This window comes from Aeromonas sp. ZOR0002 (assembly GCF_963866995.1).
Classification (GTDB): domain Bacteria; phylum Pseudomonadota; class Gammaproteobacteria; order Enterobacterales; family Aeromonadaceae; genus Aeromonas; species Aeromonas caviae.
In genome coordinates this window covers 1-22,374 of the sequence record NZ_CAWMFQ010000301.1, presented here as the reverse complement: position 1 = coordinate 22,374, position 22,374 = coordinate 1, and the positions used below count along the sequence as shown (strand labels likewise).

Genomic DNA, 22,374 nt, shown 5'->3' with positions numbered 1-22,374 from the left:
CCCGGCTCTCGAGGTCGGTGGCGCCGGCCAGTCGCTGGCGCTCCTGCATCCGCTGCTGGGGATGGCTGGCCAGCAGCCAGTCCGAGTATTGCAGGCGCACCTGCATCTCCTTGTTGGCAAACTCCATCCGCCTGGCGATCGCCTCCTGGGAAGGCTCGGTGAGGCTGGTAGAAGGCAGCAGGGAACAGCCAGCGAGCAGGCCGATCATCAATACGGGAATCACAAATCGTTTCATCTTGAATGTCACTTCAGATCCTGGTGGGGAACAGGCACCTGCCCGCTCCTCTCAATATTCGGTGTCAAGGCGCCACCCGCACCTGCGGGGTCGCCGCCACGCCCGTCAGCTCGGGCGCACGTTCAAATCCAGCCGGAAACAGACATCCGCCTGGGCATCCTCGATCAGCCTGAGCTCGCCGCCCAGACTCATGGCAGACTCACGGGCAATGGAGAGGCCCATGCCGGAGCCTTTCAGCAATCCCTGGCGCACTATGCTGCCCTGTTCAAAGGGCTCGAAGATGCGCTCCCGCTCGTCTGGCGGGATGACAGGCCCTTCGTTGGCCACCTCCAGCCAGCCGCCGCCCGCTCCCGCCCCGGCGCGGATCCAGATCTGTCCGCCCCTGGCGCCATAGCTGACCGCGTTGGAAAAGAGATTGTCGAGGATGAGTCGCAGGCGGTAGGGCTCTGCCCGCAGGCTGATGGGCTCGGGCGGCAAGTGTACACTGATTTGCTTGGATTCCAGCGCGAGCCGGTACTCTTCGGACAAGTCTGACAACAAGGGTGCCAGGGGCACCTCGGACAGGGTGAACACCTCCTGCTGGCTGAGGCGATTGAAGTCGAGCAGCCGCTCGATCAGGGTCTGCAGACGGCGGCTGTTCTCCTCCAGCATCTGGCAGATCTCCTGCTGATCCCCGTTGAGGGGCCCCACCAGCTGCTCCGAGAGCAGATCAGCCCCCTCCCGCAGCACGGCAAGGGGGGTTTTCAGCTCGTGGGATACGTGGCGCAGGAACTGGTATTTCTGCTGTTCCAGCTCCTTGAGCTTGTCGTGCAGCCAGCTGATCCGCTCCCCCAGCAGCACCAGTTCGGCCGGGCCATCCACCGGGCGCTGATCCGGCTCGACGCCTGCGCCCAGACTCAGGATCCGCGACTCAATCTGACGTACCGGGTGGATGATGAGGTAGGTAAAGAGCAACACCAGCAGCAGGCTGAGCCCGACCACGAAGCCGCTGACCCACCAGATCTGCTGTTTCAGCTCCACGATGGCGCCCCGCATGCGGGTCACGTGATCATCCACCTGGCTGCGGGTGACCACTTCCAGTCGCTGGTTCAGTTCGTTGAAGTCGGTGAAACGGGGGCTGGTCGCCTCCTGCCTGGCCTTGCGCAGATCCTGCAGGCCGTCGAGCCAGACCAGCGTCGCCTCGAGATCTCCGTAGACCTCGGCATCCGGAATGGAGTCCTGATGGGTCGCGAGCAGTTCCCGGTAGCGCACCAGCTGCTGCCGATAGCTGGTCAGGATGCGGTCATCACCCAGGACCGCATAGCGGCGCAGGGTGCGCTCCAGATCGATGGCCTGGGTGGAGAGCAGCGTCGCCCGGCGAGTGTCCCGCACCGCACGTTCCATCTCGTCGCTGGTGAGCTGGCCCAGGTGGGAGAGAGCCTGACTGTCGTGCCAGATCATGCCCCCCAGGGGCATCAGCACCAGCACGAAGCCCATCAGTACTACCTGGAGCAGGGAGCGGGGCCGAACCTTGGTCATCTTCTGCGGTCTCGATTCGTCATGGGGGAGCCAGCATATCCGCACTGCCCCAAAAAGCAAAACCGGCCATAAAGCCGGTTTGATTGCTCACCGAGGCCGGATTCACGCCAGGCCGACGGACGCCACACAGATGACAATGATCATGGCAAGGGCCCCTGACGCGGCCAACAGTGCCCATTTCATTTCTACGCTCATGCAAACCTCCTTTCTGCCAATCAGCGTTGGATCACAACAGATAACGACATGTTAATTCATAGTGAATCCCATAACCGTGAGCTGCGTATATATTTCAGACGAGCCCAACCCAAGGAATGGAAAGCATGTTTTACCTCTGTAGCATTGGATCCAATCTCGACCCCGCCCTGCACGTCAGTCAGGTCGTCGCCGAATTGCTGGCCCGCTTTGGTCGCCTTCACCTGAGTTCCGTCATCCAGACCAAACCCGTGGGCATGCATTCGCGCCACGACTTCCTCAACTGCCTGTTCGTCGTCCAGAGCGACCTCTCCCCCGTCCAGCTCAAGGCCGAGTTTGTCACCATGGAGCTGGCCCATGGCCGGGATCGCAGCAACCCCCTGTGCAAGGTGGCGGACAGGCCACTGGACATCGACATACTGGCCTGCGGCGAACGGGATGACTTCGCCGAGGCCGGGGTGGATGCCTACCTGGGGGATCTGCTGGCGGAGATGTATCAGGGCGGCAGTGTGGACTCCGGCAAGGTGACCCTCGGCCTGCCGGGCAGCAAGGTGTTTGCGAAGCAGCGCATCGGCCAGGCCCCCATCCATCTCTGCCAGCAAGACGAGGCCCTGCTTCCCGGCAACGGCCACCCCGGCCCCCCTTCCCGGCACGCCGCCATCCGGCACCCTTGAGCCGTTCACACACATGAGGCGCCCAAAGGCGCCTCATGTCATGGCGGCCCGCCTTGCCCTAGATGACGGCGAGGGCGCGCCCCCCGTCCACCCGGATGCTGGCCCCGGTCATGTAGTCGTTCTTCATCAGCATCTGTACCGCCTGCCAGATGGGCTCCAGGCCCCCTTCCCGCGCCAGCGGCGTCTTCGCCAGCACCTGCTGGCGCCAGTCATCCCCGTGCTCGTCGAGAAACAGGATGGGGCCAGGCTCTATGGTGTTGACCCGCACGGCGGGTGCCAGTTCGCGGGCAAAGCTCATGGCCAGGGAATGGGCTCCCGCCTTGGTGGCCACGTAGGCGGCAAACTGGGGCGCCGGGGCATGGATGTAGATATCGGTGATGTGGATGATGCCCCCGTTGGGCTGGCGGGCAAGGGCGGGGGCCAGCGCCCGGTTGAGCTGGAAGGGAGCCGCCATGTGTACCCGGTAGAACTGCTCAAACTGGGCCAGCTGCACCGCAGGATCCGCCGCCTGGGGCTCGAAGGCGGAGGCATTGTGGATGATCAGGGCAAGATCCTCATGGGCCGCCAGCGCCGTCACCACGGCGCCCACCTCCTCTTCCCGGGTGAAGTCCGCCTGTACCAGCTCGACGCCCACGTCTCGCAGACGATCCAACTCGGGCCGTTCGCTGCGATAGCTGCCCGTCACCTGCCAGCCAGCGGCCACCAGCTGCTCGCACAGATAGAATCCCAGGCGACGGCCACAGCCCGTTACCAATGCACGCATACCCTCTCCTTGTGGTTGTCGCCCTCCCCGATCCATGCAGGATCGCACGGAGGGCCCATTCATCGGCCATGACCTATCGATGTCCGAGGCAAAACCCATTGGCCCCCTGTCACGGCCACCGGGCATAGTGGCCCCATCGACCCCCATGGAGCCACCATCATGCTACAAATTCGCGATCATATGCAGCCATTGACCCACTCACTGCACCCCGGCCTCGGTCTGGCCGAGGCGCTGGACAGACTCCATCGGGCAAACCTGGGCCTGCCGGTACTGGATGACCATCAGCACCTCGTCGGATTTCTCTCCGAGCAGGATTGCATTCCCGCCCTGCTCACGGGCAGCTATCACTGCGACACCCGTACTCTGGTCGAAGATCTGATGAGCCGGGCCCCGCTGTTCGTCTCTCCTGATGACAACATCGTGGATCTCGCCCGCCAGATGGCCGGGGCCAGACCCAAGGTCTATCCGGTAATGGAGGGAGGCAAGGTGACGGGCATCATCAGCCGTCGTCAGGTGATGCAGGCCCTCAACACCCAGATGAAACAGTGTCAGGCAACCTGAGGCAGGCCACCTCGCACACGTTTCATGCCGACCACCCTCCCGCCCACAGCCGGCGAGTGGCTGGTCCATCCCGCCCGACTCTGCCACGGGGCGGCCTGTCGAGGCAGCGCCGCCCCCCTCCCACCGGCACCGTTCGTTTGTCCCCTCCCCATTTCAGGGTTTGCCATCCGTGGTCGTCTCTAGTTAGATAGGTGCCGGTCACAGTCCCTGCCGGATGCGACCCCGTCCCGAGTGCTCAGGAGATGTAACGTGCGACGCTTGCTCGTATTCTGCTTGCTGCTGCCCTGCTGGCTGTCAGCCAGGGAGCTGGTCATTGGTGGCATCCTGGAGCCCCCTCTCAAGTGGCTGGATGCACAGGGACACCCTCGCGGGTTGGATGTGGATCTCGTCACCGCCATCTTCGGCACGCTCCATACCCCCATCAGGATTGAGCTCATCGATTCGGGGGCCAGGCTCACCCGCAATGCCGAAAGCGGCTTCTATGACCTGCTGCTGACCCACTCCTACAAACCGGAGCGGGAGGCCTATCTGCTCTACCCCAAACAGGCCCATATGCTCCATAGCTGGCACTTCTTCATACGCAAGGAGTCCGCGGGCCGGATCCACTATGACCATCTGACGGATCTCAAACCCTGGCGTATCGGTGTCACTCGGGATTTCTCCTACACCCCCGAGCTCGCGGCAGCCATGACAGACCCGAGCTATCACTTCCAGGAGATCCCCATCAACCAGCTGCAACTGCGCAAACTCATCGCCGGTCGCATCGACGTGGTGCCCATGTCCCTGATCACCGCCTTCACCCAGATAAGAGAGGAGGGACTGGAAGGCAAGCTCGACTACCTGCCAAAACCCCTCAAGACCAGCCCCTACTTCAATGTCTGGACCCGTTCCCGGGCCAATGCCGACACCCCGGCCCTGATGGCCGCCTATGATGCCGAACTGCTGCACATGAAGCGGGACGGCCGGCTCAAGGCCCTCTACGACAAATACGGCATCCCCTATATCGAACCCTGATCCACCGGTCAGGGTGTCATCTCCCGCAGGGTCGAATTCTGCTGCGCGAACAGGGTCTCGCACGGGAGAGGGATCTCTACGCCCCCCTCAGACCACCCGACTCAAGGCTTCACATCCCGCAGGATCGGGTTTTGCAGCGAAATCAGCGTCTCGGTGGACTGGATCTCGTCGATGGTCTGGATCTTGTGGATCAGTACCGTCTGCAACTCGTCGATGGAACGGGTCATCACCTTCATGAAGATGCTGTAGTGGCCCGTGGTGTAGTAGGCCTCCACCACCTCGTCCAGCGCCTGCAGTTTGGCCAGGGCCGACGGGTAATCCTTGGCGCTCTTGAGGTTGATCCCGATGAAGCAGCAGACGTCGTAGCCCAGCTTCTTGGGGTTCACCTGCACCCGCGTTCCCTCGATGATGCCCGCCTGCTTCATCTTCTCAACCCGCACGTGGATGGTGCCCGGGCTCACCAGCAGTTGTTTGGCCAGCTCGGCGTAAGGCAGGCGCGCATTCTCCATCAGGGTGGAGAGGATGGCCTGATCGAGATTATCGATCCGATAATTTTCTGACACTTTTTTGCGCTCCTTTTAATGATTCATCATTAATTGATGGCTTATTTTGAAGAAAAAAACACACAAAGCCTATTTCAATTATCGAATATTGAATTTAGTTGGCATTCTGTTGAAGAATCACCGCATTCAACGGATTCACGACAGGTAATTCAGCATGAAACAGCACTACATCCGCAGCCAACAGCAGATCAGCTTCGTCAAAGAGATGTTCTCCCGCCAACTCGCACTGCAACTCGGCCTGATGGAGGTACAAGCCCCCATTCTGAGCCGGGTCGGTGACGGCACCCAGGACAACCTCTCCGGCTGCGAGCATGCAGTGCAGGTCAAGGTGAAAACCCTGCCGGAGCACAGCTATGAGGTGGTCCACTCCCTGGCCAAGTGGAAGCGCCAGACTCTGGGTCGCTTCGGTTTCGGCCCGGGTGAAGGCATCTACACCCACATGAAGGCACTGCGTCCGGACGAGGATCGTCTCAGCCCCATTCACTCCGTCTACGTCGACCAGTGGGACTGGGAGAAGGTGATGCCGGGCGAGCACCGGGATCTCGCCTATCTGCAGGAGACGGTGCGCGGCATCTGGGCCGCCATCAAGGCCACCGAGCGCGCGGTCTGTGCCGAGCATGAGCTGACCCCCTTCCTGCCGGCGGATATCCAGTTCCTGCACAGTGAAGAGCTGCTGACCCGCTACCCGGACCTCGATGCCAAGGGACGCGAGCGCGCCATCGCCAAAGAGCTGGGGGCGGTCTTCCTCATCGGCATCGGTGGCGCCCTCTCCCACGGCGAACGCCACGACGTCCGTGCCCCGGACTACGACGACTGGAGCAGCGAGAGCGAGCTCGGGCTGGCGGGTCTGAACGGTGACATCCTGGTGTGGAACCCGGTGCTGGAAGACAGCTTCGAGATCTCCTCCATGGGGATCCGGGTGGACGCAGAGGCCCTGCGCCGCCAGCTCGCCATCACCGGGGACGAGGATCGCCTGCAGTACGACTGGCATCAGGATCTGCTGGCAGCACGGATGCCGCAAACCATCGGCGGCGGCATCGGCCAATCCCGTCTGACCATGCTGCTGCTGCAAAAAGAGCACATCGGTCAGGTCCAGGTCGGCGTCTGGCCGGCCGAGATGAAGGCCGCCATTGCGGACATGCTGTAACGAATTGATTTGATTGCCTCTGTCCTCCTATCGCGGCAACACGGCGCGGGACAGACGCGATAGCGAAGCTGGTCAGCCGGGGTGGAGAGCGTATCCCGACTGACTGTAAGGTGGGCATGGTCGCTGACTGTGCCTGCCGACCCTGGGGCTTGCCCCTGCGATCCGCTCAACCCACGTCAGATCGCATCGAATACATTCCTCCCGGCAATCTTCGGATTGCCGTTTTTTTTACGCCGAAAAACTGTGCTCAAAACCCGCCCCGATCTGGTGCTGGCGCGGCAACCCCGCCTTTCTGCTGCCGGTGCAGTGGCAGGCAAACAACCGCTCCACCGCCTCTTCCTGCAGATAGGCTCCGAGCGCCACCGCCCGCTCTGGGCCGGAAAACTTCAGGTGCAGGCCGCCGATGACGGCGTGGATCCGCTCGTCGCCACACACCTCCTTGGCCCACTCGATGATGTTCTCGACCCCGGCGTGACCGCAGCCGATAAAGACGATGAGCCCCTGCTCGCTCTTGTAGGCCAGCGCCGAGTCGTCGCTGATGAGGTCTTTCTCCACCCGCCCGCCACGCTCTATGTAGCCGAGCAGGGAGGGCTTGGCCCGATCCCGCCTCCGGATGGAACCCAGAAACACCAGGCGATCAGACAACCAGACCGGCTCGGACGAGCAGTGGGGAAGCAAGCCTCTGGCCGACAGCGACTCCCGAGCCAGCGCCCCCGACAGGCGATAGAGGTTGCGCCGCCAGAAGGGCAGCGACAGGAAGTAGCCCCGCTCGCAGAACACGTCCGGACAGGCTATGAGCGGGATGGGTCTTGGATAGGCGGGCAGCGAGCCGACCCCGCCCACATGGTCGTAATGACCGTGGGACAGCACCACATGGGTGAGAGAGCCGAGATCGACTCCCATCACCTCGGCATTGTGCCGCAGCGCCCGGCCCCGACCGCTGTCGAACAACACCTTGAGGCCATCGCACTCCAACAGCAACGACAGTCCCTTTTCAGGCTGGCAGCCGGGTAGATGAACATCATCATCCACCAAAACGGAAAACGTCAGCATCTCAATCCCCCTGAAAACAAAACGCAGGCACAAGGCCTGCGTTTTTCATCGATGACACCATCATGGCTGGCTCATGGTGAGCCCGTTGCTGTCGGCCCCCAGCCGCAGTGTCTTGCCCGGGATAACCCGACCGCTGAGCAGGGCCTGGGCCAGGGGGTTCTCCACCTTCTGCTGGATCGCCCGCTTGAGGGGACGCGCCCCGTAGACGGGATCGAACCCGGCATGAACCAGCTTGGTCAGCAGCTCCTCGCTCACCTCCACCTCGAAGCCCTGGGACTCCAGACGGCTCATCAGGCTTTTGAGCTGGATGCGGGCGATGGACTTGATGTGCTCCTCACCGAGGGGGTGGAACACCACGGTCTCGTCGATCCGGTTGATGAACTCCGGCCGGAAGCTGCGGGTCAGCACCTCCATCAGCATGGCCTTCATCTCGTCGTAATCCTTCTCGGAGTGGTGCTCCTGGATGAGATCAGACCCGAGGTTGGAGGTCATGATCACCACGGTGTTGCGGAAGTCCACGGTACGCCCCTGACCGTCGGTCAGGCGGCCATCGTCCAGCACCTGCAACAGGATGTTGAAGACATCGGGATGCGCCTTCTCCACCTCGTCCAACAGGATCACCGAGTAGGGGCGACGGCGCACCGCCTCGGTGAGATAGCCCCCTTCCTCGTACCCCACGTATCCCGGAGGCGCCCCCACCAGACGGGCCACGCTGTGTTTCTCCATGAACTCGGACATATCGATCCGCACCATGGCGTCCTGGGTATCGAACAGGAACTCCGCCAGCGCCTTGCACAGCTCGGTCTTGCCCACCCCGGTGGGGCCGAGGAAGAGGAAGGAGCCGATGGGGCGGTTCGGGTCGGACAGCCCGGCACGAGAGCGGCGAATGGCGTTGGAGACGGCGTCCACCGCCTCTTCCTGGCCGATCACCCGGCTGTGCAGCTGATCCTCCATCCGCAGCAGCTTCTCCCGTTCCCCTTCCAGCATGCGGGCCACCGGAATGCCGGTCCAGCGCGCCAGCACATCCGCGATCTCCACGTCGGTGACCCGGTTGCGCAGCAGGCTGGTCTCCTGCATCTCGGCCTGGGTGGCGAGATCCAGCTGTTTCTCCAGTTCAGGGATGCGGCCGTACTGCAACTCGGACATGCGGCCCAAGTCCCCTGCGCGGCGCGCCACCTCGAGATCCTGACGGGCCTGCTCCAGCGCCGCCTTGATGTGCTGGGTCCCGGCGAGGGCAGCCTTCTCGGCCTTCCACACCTCTTCCAGCTCGTTGTATTCCCGCTCTTTTTCCGTCAGCTCCTGATTGAGCAGATCGAGGCGCTTGCGGCTGGCGTCATCGTCCTCCTTCATCAGCGCCTGCTGCTCCAGCTTGAGCTGGATGATGCGCCGTTCGAGCCGGTCCAGGGATTCCGGCTTGGAGTCGATCTGGAGCCGGATGCTGGCCGCCGCCTCGTCGATAAGGTCGATGGCCTTGTCAGGCAGCTGGCGATCCGCGATGTAGCGGTGGGAGAGCTGGGCCGCCGCGACGATGGCGGGGTCGGTGATCTGCACATGGTGGTGCAGCTCGTAGCGCTCCTTCAGGCCACGCAGGATGGCGATGGTGTCCTCCACCGAGGGCTCCTCCACCAGCACCTTCTGGAAACGGCGCTCCAGCGCGGCATCCTTCTCCACGTACTGCCTGTACTCATCGAGGGTGGTGGCCCCGACGCAGTGCAGCTCGCCGCGGGCCAGGGCGGGCTTGAGCATGTTGCCCGCATCCATGGCACCCTCGCCCTTGCCGGCGCCGACCATGGTGTGCAGCTCGTCCACGAAGAGGATGACGCTGCCCTCCTCCTTGGCCAGATCGTTCAGAACCGCCTTGAGCCGCTCCTCGAACTCGCCACGATACTTGGCTCCGGCCACCAGGGCCCCCATGTCGAGCGACAGCACCCGCTTGTTCTTGAGCCCTTCCGGCACTTCGCCATTGATGATGCGCTGGGCCAGACCCTCGACGATGGCGGTCTTGCCGACGCCGGGGGCACCGATCAGCACCGGGTTGTTCTTGGTGCGGCGTTGCAGCACCTGGATGGTGCGGCGAATTTCGTCATCCCGGCCGATCACCGGGTCGAGCTTGCCGAGTTCGGCCCGCTCGGTGAGATCGATGGTGTACTTCTCCAGCGCCTGGCGATTCTCCTCGGCGTTGGCATCCTCCACCTTCTTGCCGCCACGGACCTTGTCGATGGCTGCCTCGAGTTTTTCCTTGGTCAGCCCCTGGGCACGCAGCAGCTCGCCCAGCGTCCCCTTCTCGTCCAGGGCCGCCAGCACGAACAGCTCGGACGAGATGAACTGATCCTTGCGCTGCTGGGCCAGCTTGTCGCAGACGTTGAGCAGGCGGCCGAGGCCGTTGGAGAGCTGTACGTCCCCTTCCACCCCGCTGACGCGGGGCAGGCGATCCAGCTCCTCGCCGAGGCGCGAGCGCAGGGTATTGATGTCGAGCCCGGTCAGGGTGAGCAGCGGACGAATGGATCCGCCGTCCTGATTGAGCAAGGCGCTCATCAGATGGACGGGTTCGATGAATTGGTGGTCACGACCCAGTGCAAGAGACTGGGCATCGGAAATGGCAATCTGGAATTTGCTGGTCAGGCGATCGAGGCGCATTGCACTCCCCCTTCAAGACAGACGCCGCATGCGCGGCAACAACATCGCTTTCTGACAAGGAAGATGTGGTCTTGAAGGGCAATTTCAAGGGGTGGCTGTTTATTTTTTCCTCAATAGCAATGACCGAGGGAAAACGACCTCCCAATGGCAGCCTGCTGCCCTGAGCCTGCTCGGCAGCAAGACATGGCCGCCAAAGGGCCATCACCAGGGAGTAAAGAGGCGCTTGCGGCCACTCGCGAGCGCCTCTTCGGCTATTTTTCCAGCCACACAAGGGAGGCCATGCGACCCGTCTGCCCGTCGCGGCGATAGGAGTAGAAGCGCTCGCTGTCGCTGAAAGTGCAGTATTCGCCGCCATAGATGGCGGTGACACCGGCGCGGGCGAGGCGCAGTCGGGCCAGCTGGTAGATATCCGCCAGCCATTTCCCTTCGTTGAGGGATGGCACGAATGCAGTCGCCGCTTCCGCCTGCTCCGTCATGAAGGCCTCACGCACTTCGCCACCCACTTCGAACGCGGCGGGACCGATGGCCGGGCCCAGCCAGGCCAGGATCTCGCCAGGCTCGCAGCCCATGGCGGCGATGCTTGCCTCCAATACGCCCCCCTGCAGTCCGCGCCAACCGGCATGGGCCGCCGCCACTACGGTGCCTGCCCGATCGCAGAACAGCACCGGCAGGCAGTCGGCAGTCATCACGATGCAGGCCTGCCCCGTCTCATGCGCACAGGCGGCATCGGCATCCGGTGCGCGCTCATAACGGTCGCTCACCGGATGGACGGCGATGCCATGTACCTGGTTGAGCCAGTTGAGAGTGCCGGGGATCCCCGCCACCTGTTGCAGTCGGGCGCGGTTGGCCTCGACCCTGGCCGGTGCATCGCCCACATGGGCCCCGAGGTTCAGACCAGCAAAGACCCCTTCGCTGATGCCGCCGTCCCGGGTGGTCGAGAGAGCCCTGACATTGCCCGGTGCGGGCCAGTCGGGTGCGATCCAGTTCATCTGTGGCTCCTTTCGTTCATATGAAAACGGGGCCCCTTGGCTGCAACCAGTCAAGGGGCCCCGCATCAGATCATGGAGGGCAGGTTACGGCAGGAATCGTCGCAAGGCCGCCCCCGGGATCAGTTCCAGACCAGATCGTCCGGATTGGCCAGGGTGATCTTGGTATGCAGCACTTCCATCAGCTCATCAATTCCAGACTAAATCGTCTGGATTGGCCAGGGTGATCTTGGTGTGCAGCACAGCCATCAGCCCATCAATTCCAGACTAAATCGTCTGGATTGGCCAGAGTATCAGCCCGCAGCACTTCCATCAGCGCCACCATGTCCTGCGGCGTGGGGGAGTGCCACTCCATCACTTCACCCGTGATGGGGTGCGCCAGCTTCAGCATGGTGGCGTGCAGCGCCTGACGGTGGAAAGCGCGCAGGGCCTCGGTCAGTTCGGGGGTGGCGTTGCGCAGCAGACGCAGACGACCGCCGTAGGCGGGATCCCCCACCAGCGGATGCTTGATGTGGGCCATGTGGACACGGATCTGGTGGGTACGGCCGGTCTCCAGGCGCAACCGCAAACGGGTGTGACCACGGAACTTCTCGTGCACCCGGTAGTGGGTGACGGACTCGCGCCCGTTGGGCACCACGGCCATGTGGGTACGCTGGGTCGGGTGACGACCGATGGGGGCATCGACGGTGCCGCCGGCGGTCATGTGACCGATGGCAATCGCCTCGTACTCACGGGTGATCTGGCGTGCCTGCAGGGCTTCCACCAGGTGGGTCTGGGCGGGAATGGTCTTGGCCACCACCATCAACCCCGTGGTGTCTTTGTCCAGACGGTGCACGATACCGGCACGGGGGACCTCGGCGATGCCGGGGTAGCGGTGCAGCAGGGCATTGAGCACGGTGCCGTCCGGCGTACCGGCGCCCGGATGAACCACCAGGCCGGCCGGCTTGTCGATCACCAGGATGTGTTCATCTTCATAGACGATGTTCAGCTCGATGTTCTGGGCATCCCAGCGGGTGTCGTCTGCCAGTTCCACATTCACATGTACCTGCTGCCCGGCCACCACTTTCTCGCGCGGGGTATTGGCAACCTGACCGTCCAGGGTCACTCTGTCCTGTAAAATCCACTCCTTGATGCGGGTCCGGGAGTAGTCGGGAAACAATTCGGCCAGGGCCTGGTCGAGTCGTTGCCCGAATTGGTGATCCTGAAATTCGCCTGTCAGTTCAATATGCTGGCTCATGTATGGTCTCTTGAGCGGGGGTATCAATTCGAAATAATCCGGGTATTCTAGCTTTTCTTTTAGCCAAGCATAACGGATACTTTGCCAATTTCGTGGAAATGGACCGGATGTTGTTGATGGGAAAGAAGTCTCACCTGCTGATGTCGCTCGCCTTGGTCGCTACCCTGATCACTGGCTGTTCCAGCACCAAACCCAAGGTTCCCGACGAACCGCCGGAAGTTCTGTACCAGAAAGCCCGCATCAAACTGGATACCGGCAACTACCTCAATGCCATCGAACTGCTGGAAGCGCTGGACTCTCGTTACCCGTTCGGTGCCTACTCCAACCAGGTTCAGCTCGATCTCATCTATGCCTACTACAAGCAGGATGATACCGCCCAGGCGATCGCCAACATCGACCGTTTTATCCGCCTGAACCCGGCGCACAAGAACATCGATTACGTCTTCTATATGCGCGGCCTGACCAACATGGCGGCGGATTACAACTTCTTCCAGGATTTCCTCGGCATCAATCGGGATGACAAAGACCCCTCCTACGCCCGTCAGGCCTTCCAGGACTTCAAGACCCTGCTGCAGAACTACCCCAACAGCAGCTATGCAGCCGATGCCCGTGCCCGCATGATCGGCCTGAAGAACCGTCTTGCCCGCTATGACCTGGGGGTAGCCGAGTACTACGTCAAGCGTGACGCCCTGATCGCCGCCGCCAACCGCGCCAAGCTGATCGTCGAGACCTATCCCGACACGATGGAAACCGAGAAGGCACTGGAAATCATGGTCAACGCCTATGACACCCTGAAGATGCCGACCCTGGCCCAGCATGCCCGAGAAGTGCTGGCCAAGAACTACCCGGACAACCGTCTCGGTCGCGGCTGAGTAGCGAACGGACAATGAAAAACCGGAGCCACTGGCTCCGGTTTTTTTATGGCCGACGGCGGCACTCCGGGGTCACTGGTGCTTACCCTGCTGCTTGGCCCGCATGATGTTGATGATCTCGATGTCGGTATCCAGCATCCCCTCCCTAGAGAGGCGGCCCAAGTTGGCGATGGTCTGGTCCACGTCGTCCGAGACGATCCCCTCGCTCTGGGGCACGCGCAGGTTGTTGATGGCCATCAGCGAGGATTTCACCGCCGCCGAGGTGGAGGTGGAGACCTTCATGGAGCACGCGCTGCCGGCGCCGTCGCAGATGATGCCGGAAACATCCCCAATCATGTTGTTGATGCAGTGGCTGATCTGCTCGAACTGGCCTCCCAGCAGCCAGGTGATGGCGGCCCCCGATCCCATGGCGGCGGTACTGGCGGCACACAGGGCGGAGAGCTTGTTCTGGTAGGCCTTGATGTAGATGGCCACCAGGTGGCTCATCACCAGGGCACGGGCCAGCTGCTCGTCATCGGCCTTGAGGAAGCGGGCCGCGGCGACCACCGGCATGGTGGCGGCAATGCCCTGGTTGCCGGAACCGGAGTTGGACATGGCGGGCAGCATGGCGCCATCCATCCGCGCATCGGAGGCGGCAGACGACAGGCGCATGGCCAGGGTCATCAGGTCGTCGGAGAGCAGCTTGCGCTCCACCTGATCGGTGAGGATCTTGCCGATGCGCAGGCCATAGCCCTGCAGCCCTTCGTCCGCCAGCGCCTGGTTCATGGTGGCCGCCTCGCGGATGAAGTCGATCTCGACCAGCGGCACCTCCAGGGCGAAGGCCACGATCTCCTTCAGGGTCATGGCGGGCTTGTCGGCCTTGGCGGGCTGGATCTGCACCCCGGGGGCGCTGTCCTGCACCATCAGCACCTCGCCATCCTTCTCCATCAGCACGATGCGGGTGTGGTCGGTACAGATCACCACCCGGGCGCTGTGCCCCTCCACTTCGGCCAGCACCTCGGCGTAGAGCACGTCGGGCACATCCTTCACATCCACCTCTATGGTGGGCAGCAACCCCTTGGCCACCTCGACCTGATCCGGCGTGAGGCTCTTGAGCACCTCCAGCCCGGCATCCGGGTTGCCACCGGTGATGCCGACGGCGGCGGCCACCGGCAGGCCGATCATGCCGGTGCCGGGCACCCCGACCCCCATGCCGTTCTTGAACAGATTGCCGCTGACCCAGACGCGGGTGCGGGTCGGTACCTGCCCCAGCAGCTTGCGGCAGTTGGCCGCCGCCAGGGCGACCGACATAGGCTCGGTGCAGCCGAGGGCCGGCACCACTTCACGCTTGAGCAGGGTAATAAAGTCGGTCCATTGTGCGTTCATTGCGATGTGTCTCATGTTCATGGCGCCCGCATGCGGGCTCGTCATTGTTGTTCGGCCAGTTCCGCCTTGTGATTGCGGATATGCAGGTAAACGGTATGGCGGGAGATGCCGAGCAGCTCGGCCACCAGTTGGGCGGCATCCTTGATCTCGAAGATGCCCATGTCGTAAAGCCGGTGCACGATCGCCTTGTTGCGCACGCTGCTGCCCAGCCCGGGATCCCTGTCCACCTTGGCGATCACCTGCGCCACCAGATCATCCACCGAGCTGGCGAAGGTCTCGGTGCCGTGGGCAGGGGGCACTGCGGGCGGGGCAAAGGTGTCGAGCAGGCTGCCAAGGGGCGTGTCCAGGCTGAAATTCACGCACAGCATACCGATGGGTTTGCCCTCGCGGTTGCTGATGGTGATGGACGAAGACTTCAGCAGGGTGCCCTCCCGGGAGCGGGAGAAATAGCTGCTCCACTGGCTGCCGGCGGCACTGTGCAACTTGTCGAGCGCAAAATCGGTGACCGGCGCTCCCTCCTGGCGGCCGGTGATGTGGCCGTTGGCAATCTTGATGACGGAGGCGTGCAGACTGTCAAAGGCGTGCAGCACCACCTCGCAGCCCGGGCCAAACAGGGCGGACAGCGCCGCCACCGCAGGCTCAAAGCTGGCAATCAGATGGCGCTCTTCATCGGTCAGTGTGCTGGCGTCGCGCAAGGGAGCTACCTCGGTCATGGGGTCATCCGGTCAACGTTGGGTAAGGATATTCGAAGCGGACTCAAATAAAATTGAGCAAATCCGCTTTTTGCGCGGGCATTATGCCCGACTGGTGAGACAACACCACAAAATGTGAGCAAAATCACGACTGAAATGACAAAAAGGCCTCATGAGAGGCCTTCAAGGTGGTTTTTTGGTGCTTTTGCTCAACTTTAATTGAGCCAGGGCTCGCCAGTCAGTCCGGACAGGCAGGCACCACCGCCTGTCTGTTCCCTGCCACGGTCACCCACCCTGGTCATAAAAAAAGGGGCCGAAGCCCCCTTTTTGTCTCATCCGGTCAACGCTTACAGCGCCTTCAGGATGGCCTCGACGCTGGCCTTGGCATCGCCAAACAGCATCTGGGTGTTCTCCTTGAAGAACAGCGGGTTCTGGACACCGGCGTAGCCAGTGTTCATGGAGCGCTTGAAGCCGATGACGTTCTGCGCCTTCCACACTTCCAGCACCGGCATGCCGGCGATGGGGCTGCCCGGATCTTCCATGGCGGCCGGGTTGACGGTGTCGTTGGCACCGATCACCAGCACCACGTCGGTGTCGGCGAAGTCATCGTTGATCTCGTCCATTTCCAGCACGATGTCATAGGGGACTTTCGCTTCCGCCAGCAGCACGTTCATGTGACCAGGCAGACGACCGGCCACCGGGTGGATGCCGAAGCGCACCTTGACGCCGCGATCACGCAGCTTCTGGGTGATCTCGGCCACCGGGTACTGGGCCTGCGCCACCGCCATGCCGTAGCCTGGGGTGATGATGACGGAGCTGGCGTTCTTCAGCATGTCGGCCACGTCTTCGGCGTTGGTCTCGCGGTATTCGCCCAGCTCCTGCTCGGCGGTGGAGGCCACGCCGTCGGAGCCAAAGCCTCCTGCGATCACGGAGATGAAGGAGCGGTTCATCGCCTTGCACATGATGTAGGAGAGGATGGCACCGGAGGAACCCACCAGGGCACCGGTGACGATCAGCAGGTCATTGGAGAGCATGAAGCCCGCCGCCGCCGCCGCCCAACCGGAGTAGGAGTTCAGCATGGAGACCACCACCGGCATGTCCGCACCACCGATGGAGGCGACCAGGTGCCAGCCGAAGGCGAAGGCGATCAGGGTCATCACCAGCAGGGCGAAGGTGGAGCCACCGGCGTTGACGAAGTGGATCATCAGCGCGATGGAGACCACCACGGCCAGCAGGTTCAGCTTGTGGCGGTGCGGCAGCATCAGCGGCTTGGAAGAGATGAGGCCACGCAGCTTGCCGAACGCCACCACGGAACCGGTGAAGGTCACAGCACCGATGAAGACGCCCAGGAACACTTCCACCAGGTGGATGTTCAGCATGGCGCCGGAGAGGTGCTCGACCTGGGCGACGCTTGCCGCCTGCTCGAACGCCGCCCGGGCGGCTGCCAGGGTCGCATCCAGGTTGGAACCGACGGAGACCACCACTTCAGCGGGGGCGGAGGGGTGCAGATCGATGAAGCTGTTGAAGCCCACCAGCACCGCTGCCATGCCCACGAAGCTGTGCAGCACGGCCACCAGCTCGGGCATCTCGGTCATCTCGACCTTGAGGGCCAGACGCACGCCGATGGCGCCACCGATGGCCATGGCCAGGACTATCCAGTGGACGCCACTGGTTTCCGGGTTGAAGACGGTGGCGAGCAGGGCGATGGCCATCCCCGCGATACCGAACAGGTTGCCATGCTTGGCCGTTTCTTGCTTCGACAGTCCCGCGAGACTGAGGATGAAGAGCACGGCGGCAACGATATAGGATGCTGTTACCAGTCCTTGAGACACGTTAAACCCCCTTAATCCTTACGGAACATCTTCAGCATGCGCTGAGTGACGGTGAAGCCACCGAAGATGTTGATACTGGCAATCAGCACGGCGACAAAGGCCAGCACGGTGACCAGGGTCGACCCTTGTCCAATCTGCAACAGCGCACCGACCACGATGATGCCGGAGATGGCATTGGTGACCGACATCAGCGGCGTGTGCAGGGCGTGAGAGACGTTCCACACCACGTAGTAACCGACCACGCAGGCCAGGATGAAGACGGTGAAGTGGGAGAGGAAGGCGGCAGGCGCCACGGCAGCCACCCAACCGAAGGCGGCGATGCCGAGGGCACCGAACACGAACTTCTTGTTGGAGGGCTTGGCCTCTTCCTTCTTGGCGGCCGGTTTGGCGGCAGCGGGTTTCTGCGGGGCGGCAGAGACGGAGATGGCGGGGGGCGGGAAGGTCACTTCACCGGCCTGGACCACCGTCATGTTGCGCTGTACCACGTCTTCGAAGTCGATGGCGACGTTGCCGTCCTTCTCCTTGCACATCAGCTTCATCAGGTTCACCAGGTTGGTGCCGTAGAGCTGGGAGGATTGGGCAGGCAGGCGGCCCGGCAGATCGGTGTAACCGATCACCTTGACGCCGTTGTCGGTGACATGCAGTTCACCCGGTACCGTGTATTCGCAGTTGCCGCCGGCCTGGGCCGCCATGTCCACGATGACGGAGCCCGGCTTCATGCTGTCCACCATTTCCTTGGTGATGAGCTTGGGTGCCGGCTTGCCCGGGATCAGGGCGGTAGTGATGATGATGTCCACTTCCTTGGCCTGCTGGGCGAACAGCTCCATCTCGGCCTTGATGAACTCTTCGCTCATCACCTTGGCGTAACCGTCGCTGGAAGCGCCATCTTCGCCGCCGAAGTCCAGCTTGAGGAATTCCCCACCCATGGACTCGATCTGCTCGGCCACTTCCAGACGGGTATCGAAGGCACGCACGATGGCACCGAGGGAACCGGCGGTCCCGATGGCGGCCAGACCGGCCACACCGGCACCGATGACCAGCACCTTGGCGGGCGGAACTTTACCGGCGGCGGTGATCTGGCCGGTGAAGAAGCGACCGAACTGGTGCGCGGCTTCCACGACGGCGCGATAGCCACCGATGTTGGCCATGGAAGAGAGGGCGTCGAGGGACTGGGCACGGGAGATCCGCGGCACCATGTCCATCGCCATCACATTGATGTTGCGCTCGGAAAGCTTCTTGACCAGCTCGGGGTTCTGGGCGGGCCAGATGAAGCTCACCAGGGTGGCACCATCCTTAATTTGTGCGATTTCGGCCTCGGTCGGCGCGTTGACCTTGAAGACAAGGTCGGCTTGCCAGACGTTCGGTACCACGCTGGCACCGGCAGCCTCGAAGGCGGCATCATCGAAGCTGGCTCGCAGGCCGGCACCGGCCTCGATGGCAACCTCGAAGCCGAGCTTTTTCAGCTGCTCGACAGTGGCCGGGGTCGCTGCGACCCGGGTCTCACCGGCGAGACTCTCTCTCGGTATTCCAATCTGCATGACTATTCCCTGATGGTTAATAAACAATCATCGCCAAGTCTCTCATGTCTGAGGGGACAAGGCATGATCAAAGTGCAGGTCACGGGCCCTTTGTTATGAAAATCAGCAGGCTTCACCTCGACCTCCTGTCACGGTCAGGCCCCCGCTTTTCAGGCGCGAGGGTGATTAGTATCAAATTTTGGAGTTTTATTACAACCACGACCCCGGGCGGGCGGGTACAGAATTCAGCCCATCCCGGACCATGATTAAAAAAAACAAACCAAATTAGGGGCTTATACCAGCAAAAAGCGCTAAAAAAAGTGATCCAACCAGTCAAAAAAAATGTTTAACCCAGCCTCTACCTTAGCGTTTTTTGTTCTTACGAAATCTGCCGTTGGCTCATCTGATGAGATGAAAAGGGAAAAAGTAACCATTTTGCAACGATCAGGGGGCCGCGTCCCCGCCTGCTGGCGGGTTCGGGCCCCCTGGTGCAACCGGGCCTTGGGCCCGTTTCAGGCACGCTCTGCTTACCAGGCCGCCTCATAAATATGCCGGCTCTGGGCCAGGTCGATGTCGCCGTGCTCACCCAGGGCGGTCATGCCGTGCTCTTCGAGCTTGGCCAGCAGGGCGTCGATCCGGGCGTCGGCCACGTAATCCCGCAGCCGGGTCTTGATCCCCATCCGCTCGAAGAAGTCGCGGGTGGCGGCGATGGCCCCGTCGATACGCGCCTCGTCACTGCCGCTGCGCAGATCCCAGACCCGCTCGGCGTATTGCAGCAGCTTGGCGCGCTTCTGCTCGCGCTTGGCCTGCAGCAGGGCGGGCAGCACCACCGCCAGGGTCTGGGCGTGGTCCAGACCGTGCAGGGCGGTGATCTCGTGGCCCAGCATGTGGGTGGCCCAGTCCTGGGGCACGCCGGCTCCGATCAGGCCGTTCAGCGCCAGGGTGGCGCTCCACATGATGTTGGCACGCACGTCGTAGTTTTCCGGCTCCACCAGTGCCTTGGGCCCCTCTTCCGCCAGGGTCAGCAGCAGCCCTTCTGCGAAGCGATCCTGCACCTTGGCATCCACCGGGTAGGTGAGGTACTGCTCCAGGGTGTGAATGAAGGCATCCACCACCCCATTGGCCACCTGACGGGCGGGCAGGGTGTAGGTGAGCACGGGGTCGAGCACGGCGAAGCGCGGCATCACGAAGGGCGAGAAGAAGTGCTGCTTGTCCCCAGTGCTCTTGCGGGTGATGACGGCGCCCATGTTCATCTCGGAACCGGTGGCCGGCAGGGTCAGCACGCTGCCCAGAGGAATGGCGGAGGCCACCTCGCCCCCGACGGTCTCGAGGATGTGCCAGGGATCCCTGGCCGGATCGTAGTGAGCGGCCGCGGCGATGAACTTGGAGCCGTCCAGCACGGAGCCGCCGCCCACTGCCAGCAGGAAGTCGACCTTCTCGGCGCGGGCCAGTTCGACGGCACCCATCAGGGTCTCGTAGGTGGGGTTGGGCTCGATGCCGCCAAATTCAAACAGGGTCATGCCGGCCAGCTCGCTGCGGATCTGATCCAGCAGGCCGCTGCGCACCACGCTGCCACCGCCGTAGGTGACGAGGATGCGGGCGTCGCTGGGGATCTGGCCGCGCAGCTGGGCCACCTGGCCCTTGCCGAACAGCACCTTGGTGGGGGTGTGCAGGATGAAGTTGTTCATGGGATCTCCCGGGGTGGTCGTAGTCGGTAAGGTATGGGTTGCATTTTTCTCTTATAACCCCCTACCATCAAGGGAGCTTTCTGCCGATTTCTTGCCTATTTCTACTGAGCCTGGATAAATGAGTACAAATCAGCCCATCGCGGCAACCCACCAGTCCGCCCTCGCCAGCCGACTCGCCGCCCTGGCCCCCCACCCGGGGATCACCGCCGCCCCCGTGCCCGGCGTGCACCTCATCTACACCACGGAGCATCACGACCGCATCCCGGTGCTCTACCGCCCGCGCATGATCATCATCCTGCAGGGGCACAAGGTGGGCTATCTCTCGGACTTCACCTTCCGCTACGACCCCGAGCACTACCTGATGATGACCCTGCCGCTGCCCTGCGAGTGCGAGTGCTTCGCCTCCCCCGAATCCCCCTTGGTGGGGCTCTCGGTGGAGATCGACGTGGCGGCGCTGCAGGCCCTGCTGCTGGAGATGGGGGACGCGGCCCCCGCCCCGGCGGAACCGGGTCGCGGCGTCGTCTCCGTGCCCCTCTCCGAGACCATGCTCTGCGCGGTGGAGCGCCTCATCGACGTGATGGACAAACCGCTCCACGCCCGGGTGCTGGGGCCCCAGATCGTGCGCGAGATCCTGTTCCACGCCCTGCACGAAGGGGGGGCCCCCGCCCTGCTGGCCATGGCCAGCCGTCACAGCCAGGTGAGCCAGATAGCCCGGGTGCTGCGTATCATGGAGCAGCGCTTTACCGAGAACCTGACGGTGGAGGAGCTGGCCCGGGAGGCAAACATGAGCGTCTCGGCCTTCCACCACCACTTCAAGGCGGCCACCGCCACCTCGCCCCTGCAGTACATCAAGACCCTGCGCCTGCACCGGGCGCGGCTGATGATGCTGCACGACGGCCTCAAGGCCGGGGTGGCGGCGGACAAGGTAGGCTACGAGAGCGGCTCCCAGTTCAGCCGCGAATACAAACGCTTCTTTGGCAACACCCCGAGCGAACACGCGGCACGCTTCCGCTCGGGACAACTGCGTATCGTGGAGGGATGACATGCGCACACTGATCCTGCTCGTTCTGACCCTGCTGGCCACCGCCTGCACCGGCATTCCACCGGGACACCAGGTGGTCAAGCCCTTCCAGCTCGACCGCTACCTGGGCACCTGGTACGAGGTGGCCCGCCTCGATCACGGTTTCGAGCGCGGCCTGAACCGGGTCACCGCCACCTACAGCCTGCGGGATGACGGCGGTGTCAGGGTGATCAACCGGGGGCAGGACGAACAGGGGGAATGGCGCGAGGCCGAGGGGCGCGCCTACTTCGTGGGTAACAGCGACGAGGGGCGCCTCAAGGTGAGCTTCTTCGGCCCCTTCTACGGCAGCTACAACGTGCTGGCGACGGACTATGAGCTCTCCCTGGTGAGCAGTTACAACCTCCAGTACCTCTGGATCCTCTCCCGCACGCCCCATCCCCCCAAAGAGAAGGTAGAGGCCCTGGTCGAGCGGGCCAGAGGGCTCGGCTTTGCCACCGACCGGCTGATCTGGGTCAGCCAGGATCCGGCGGGGAACGCCCCATGAGGATCTTCCAGGCCACCCCCGGTGACATTCCCCGGGTCACCCCCCTGTTCGTGGAATACCGGGCGTTCTACCGGCTGCCTGCCCGGCCCGAGGCCGCCGAAGCCTTCCTGCTGGAGCGCTGCACCGCCGGGGAGTCGGTGCTCTTCGTGGCCCAGAGCGAGGCGGGAGAGGTGCTGGGATTTACCCACCTCTATCCCCTGTTCTGCTCCCTCGCCCTGAAGCCCGTCTGGCTGCTGTACGATCTGTTCGTGGCGCCGGCGGCC

20 protein-coding genes and 2 pseudogenes are annotated in these 22,374 nt (G+C 62.9%); 8 read left to right on the top strand and 14 right to left on the bottom strand.

Translation table 11 applies throughout. From position 1 onward, the window contains the following. From AACR77_RS16205 to cydH, 3 genes and pseudogenes are all read right to left on the bottom strand, one after another. Positions 1-235 (bottom strand): annotated as a pseudogene (locus tag AACR77_RS16205) (hypothetical protein); the annotation flags it as partial. 105 nt (positions 236-340) lie between these two features. After that, positions 341-1,753: a sensor histidine kinase gene (locus AACR77_RS16200; protein ID WP_042882788.1), complete on the bottom strand. Its 1,413-nt coding sequence runs from the start codon at positions 1,751-1,753 to the stop codon at positions 341-343. Positions 1,754-1,855: 102 nt separating this feature from the next. Next, the gene (gene cydH, locus AACR77_RS16195; protein ID WP_010675981.1) at positions 1,856-1,948 is read right to left on the bottom strand and encodes a cytochrome bd-I oxidase subunit CydH; all 93 of its coding nucleotides are present in this window, start codon (positions 1,946-1,948) and stop codon (positions 1,856-1,858) included. 125 nt (positions 1,949-2,073) lie between these two features. On the opposite strand from cydH, the gene folK reads away from it, so the two are divergent. Further along, complete coding sequence (folK, locus tag AACR77_RS16190) at positions 2,074-2,619, top strand: 2-amino-4-hydroxy-6-hydroxymethyldihydropteridine diphosphokinase (RefSeq protein WP_010675982.1); 546 nt, start codon at positions 2,074-2,076, stop codon at positions 2,617-2,619. A 58-nt stretch (positions 2,620-2,677) separates the two neighbouring features. Here folK and AACR77_RS16185 read toward each other — a convergent pair whose 3' ends face one another. After that, positions 2,678-3,382, bottom strand: coding sequence for an SDR family oxidoreductase (locus tag AACR77_RS16185; protein WP_042882786.1), 705 nt, complete (start codon positions 3,380-3,382; stop codon positions 2,678-2,680). A 159-nt stretch (positions 3,383-3,541) separates the two neighbouring features. Between AACR77_RS16185 and AACR77_RS16180 the strand changes: the two genes are divergently transcribed. Together AACR77_RS16180 and AACR77_RS16175 are read left to right on the top strand one after the other, a co-directional pair. Continuing rightward, positions 3,542-3,943, top strand: a complete 402-nt coding sequence (locus AACR77_RS16180; RefSeq protein WP_042882784.1) for a CBS domain-containing protein — start codon at positions 3,542-3,544, stop codon at positions 3,941-3,943. A gap of 249 nt (positions 3,944-4,192) precedes the next feature. Then, positions 4,193-4,957 carry a substrate-binding periplasmic protein gene (locus AACR77_RS16175; protein ID WP_042882782.1) on the top strand — a complete coding sequence of 255 codons (765 nt, stop codon included), beginning with the start codon at positions 4,193-4,195 and terminating at the stop codon, positions 4,955-4,957. 101 nt (positions 4,958-5,058) lie between these two features. Here the strand turns inward: AACR77_RS16175 and asnC are convergent, their stop codons facing one another. Beyond that, complete coding sequence (gene asnC, locus AACR77_RS16170) at positions 5,059-5,520, bottom strand: transcriptional regulator AsnC (RefSeq protein WP_042882780.1); 462 nt, start codon at positions 5,518-5,520, stop codon at positions 5,059-5,061. Between the two features lie 154 nt (positions 5,521-5,674). Here asnC and asnA point away from each other — a divergent pair, with 154 nt between their 5' ends. Then, on the top strand, positions 5,675-6,667 hold the full coding sequence (gene asnA, locus AACR77_RS16165; RefSeq protein ID WP_042882778.1) for an aspartate--ammonia ligase: 993 nt from the start codon (positions 5,675-5,677) through the stop codon (positions 6,665-6,667). Between the two features lie 228 nt (positions 6,668-6,895). Here the strand turns inward: asnA and AACR77_RS16160 are convergent, their stop codons facing one another. The 4 genes from AACR77_RS16160 to rluD form a co-directional block, all read right to left on the bottom strand. After that, positions 6,896-7,720 (bottom strand): MBL fold metallo-hydrolase, encoded by an 825-nt coding sequence (locus AACR77_RS16160; RefSeq protein ID WP_042882776.1) that lies wholly within the window; start codon positions 7,718-7,720, stop codon positions 6,896-6,898. Positions 7,721-7,780: 60 nt separating this feature from the next. Then, on the bottom strand, positions 7,781-10,357 hold the full coding sequence (gene clpB / locus AACR77_RS16155) for an ATP-dependent chaperone ClpB (RefSeq protein WP_042882774.1): 2,577 nt from the start codon (positions 10,355-10,357) through the stop codon (positions 7,781-7,783). Between the two features lie 251 nt (positions 10,358-10,608). Next, positions 10,609-11,346, bottom strand: a complete 738-nt coding sequence (gene pgeF / locus AACR77_RS16150; RefSeq protein WP_042882772.1) for a peptidoglycan editing factor PgeF — start codon at positions 11,344-11,346, stop codon at positions 10,609-10,611. 253 nt (positions 11,347-11,599) lie between these two features. Then, positions 11,600-12,580, bottom strand: coding sequence for a 23S rRNA pseudouridine(1911/1915/1917) synthase RluD (gene rluD / locus AACR77_RS16145; protein ID WP_042864780.1), 981 nt, complete (start codon positions 12,578-12,580; stop codon positions 11,600-11,602). A 116-nt stretch (positions 12,581-12,696) separates the two neighbouring features. On the opposite strand from rluD, the gene AACR77_RS16140 reads away from it, so the two are divergent. Then, positions 12,697-13,452, top strand: a complete 756-nt coding sequence (locus AACR77_RS16140) for an outer membrane protein assembly factor BamD (protein ID WP_029314864.1) — start codon at positions 12,697-12,699, stop codon at positions 13,450-13,452. Positions 13,453-13,524: 72 nt separating this feature from the next. On the opposite strand, the gene AACR77_RS16135 is transcribed toward AACR77_RS16140, so the two are convergent. The 5 genes from AACR77_RS16135 to yqhD all read right to left on the bottom strand — a co-directional run bounded on the left by AACR77_RS16135 (position 13,525) and on the right by yqhD (position 20,546). Then, positions 13,525-14,832, bottom strand: coding sequence for an L-cysteine desulfidase family protein (locus AACR77_RS16135; RefSeq protein WP_042882794.1), 1,308 nt, complete (start codon positions 14,830-14,832; stop codon positions 13,525-13,527). 26 nt (positions 14,833-14,858) lie between these two features. Then, on the bottom strand, positions 14,859-15,530 hold the full coding sequence (locus AACR77_RS16130) for a helix-turn-helix transcriptional regulator (RefSeq protein WP_025202524.1): 672 nt from the start codon (positions 15,528-15,530) through the stop codon (positions 14,859-14,861). A 326-nt stretch (positions 15,531-15,856) separates the two neighbouring features. Next, entirely contained in the window at positions 15,857-17,341 is a 1,485-nt protein-coding gene (gene pntB, locus AACR77_RS16125) for a Re/Si-specific NAD(P)(+) transhydrogenase subunit beta (protein WP_042882769.1), read from the bottom strand. Positions 17,342-17,352: 11 nt separating this feature from the next. Then, positions 17,353-18,879 carry a Re/Si-specific NAD(P)(+) transhydrogenase subunit alpha gene (locus AACR77_RS16120; protein WP_010675996.1) on the bottom strand — a complete coding sequence of 509 codons (1,527 nt, stop codon included), beginning with the start codon at positions 18,877-18,879 and terminating at the stop codon, positions 17,353-17,355. 506 nt (positions 18,880-19,385) lie between these two features. Then, positions 19,386-20,546, bottom strand: a complete 1,161-nt coding sequence (gene yqhD / locus AACR77_RS16115; protein WP_042882767.1) for an alcohol dehydrogenase — start codon at positions 20,544-20,546, stop codon at positions 19,386-19,388. Between the two features lie 118 nt (positions 20,547-20,664). Here yqhD and AACR77_RS16110 point away from each other — a divergent pair, with 118 nt between their 5' ends. The 3 genes and pseudogenes from AACR77_RS16110 to AACR77_RS16100 all read left to right on the top strand — a co-directional run. Continuing rightward, entirely contained in the window at positions 20,665-21,588 is a 924-nt protein-coding gene (locus AACR77_RS16110; protein ID WP_010675998.1) for an AraC family transcriptional regulator, read from the top strand. Position 21,589: 1 nt separating this feature from the next. Continuing rightward, positions 21,590-22,111 carry a lipocalin family protein gene (locus AACR77_RS16105; RefSeq protein WP_042882765.1) on the top strand — a complete coding sequence of 174 codons (522 nt, stop codon included), beginning with the start codon at positions 21,590-21,592 and terminating at the stop codon, positions 22,109-22,111. Next, a pseudogene (locus tag AACR77_RS16100) lies at positions 22,108-22,374 on the top strand (GNAT family N-acetyltransferase); the annotation flags it as partial. The gene AACR77_RS16105 and the pseudogene AACR77_RS16100, both read left to right, overlap by 4 nt.

Excerpts from the sequence above, each read along its gene's own strand:
- AACR77_RS16200 (WP_042882788.1), bottom strand. The coding sequence starts at position 1,753 with ATGACCAAGGTTCGGCCCCGCTCCCTGCTCCAGGTAGTACTGATGGGC.
- cydH (WP_010675981.1), bottom strand. The coding sequence starts at position 1,948 with ATGAGCGTAGAAATGAAATGGGCACTGTTGGCCGCGTCAGGGGCCCTT.
- folK (WP_010675982.1), top strand. The coding sequence starts at position 2,074 with ATGTTTTACCTCTGTAGCATTGGATCCAATCTCGACCCCGCCCTGCAC.
- AACR77_RS16185 (WP_042882786.1), bottom strand. The coding sequence starts at position 3,382 with ATGCGTGCATTGGTAACGGGCTGTGGCCGTCGCCTGGGATTCTATCTG.
- AACR77_RS16180 (WP_042882784.1), top strand. The coding sequence starts at position 3,542 with ATGCTACAAATTCGCGATCATATGCAGCCATTGACCCACTCACTGCAC.
- asnA (WP_042882778.1), top strand. The coding sequence starts at position 5,675 with ATGAAACAGCACTACATCCGCAGCCAACAGCAGATCAGCTTCGTCAAA.
- AACR77_RS16160 (WP_042882776.1), bottom strand. The coding sequence starts at position 7,720 with ATGCTGACGTTTTCCGTTTTGGTGGATGATGATGTTCATCTACCCGGC.
- clpB (WP_042882774.1), bottom strand. The coding sequence starts at position 10,357 with ATGCGCCTCGATCGCCTGACCAGCAAATTCCAGATTGCCATTTCCGAT.
- pgeF (WP_042882772.1), bottom strand. The coding sequence starts at position 11,346 with ATGAACTGGATCGCACCCGACTGGCCCGCACCGGGCAATGTCAGGGCT.
- rluD (WP_042864780.1), bottom strand. The coding sequence starts at position 12,580 with ATGAGCCAGCATATTGAACTGACAGGCGAATTTCAGGATCACCAATTC.
- AACR77_RS16140 (WP_029314864.1), top strand. The coding sequence starts at position 12,697 with ATGGGAAAGAAGTCTCACCTGCTGATGTCGCTCGCCTTGGTCGCTACC.
- AACR77_RS16135 (WP_042882794.1), bottom strand. The coding sequence starts at position 14,832 with ATGAGACACATCGCAATGAACGCACAATGGACCGACTTTATTACCCTG.
- AACR77_RS16130 (WP_025202524.1), bottom strand. The coding sequence starts at position 15,530 with ATGACCGAGGTAGCTCCCTTGCGCGACGCCAGCACACTGACCGATGAA.
- AACR77_RS16120 (WP_010675996.1), bottom strand. The coding sequence starts at position 18,879 with ATGCAGATTGGAATACCGAGAGAGAGTCTCGCCGGTGAGACCCGGGTC.
- yqhD (WP_042882767.1), bottom strand. The coding sequence starts at position 20,546 with ATGAACAACTTCATCCTGCACACCCCCACCAAGGTGCTGTTCGGCAAG.
- AACR77_RS16110 (WP_010675998.1), top strand. The coding sequence starts at position 20,665 with ATGAGTACAAATCAGCCCATCGCGGCAACCCACCAGTCCGCCCTCGCC.
- AACR77_RS16105 (WP_042882765.1), top strand. The coding sequence starts at position 21,590 with ATGCGCACACTGATCCTGCTCGTTCTGACCCTGCTGGCCACCGCCTGC.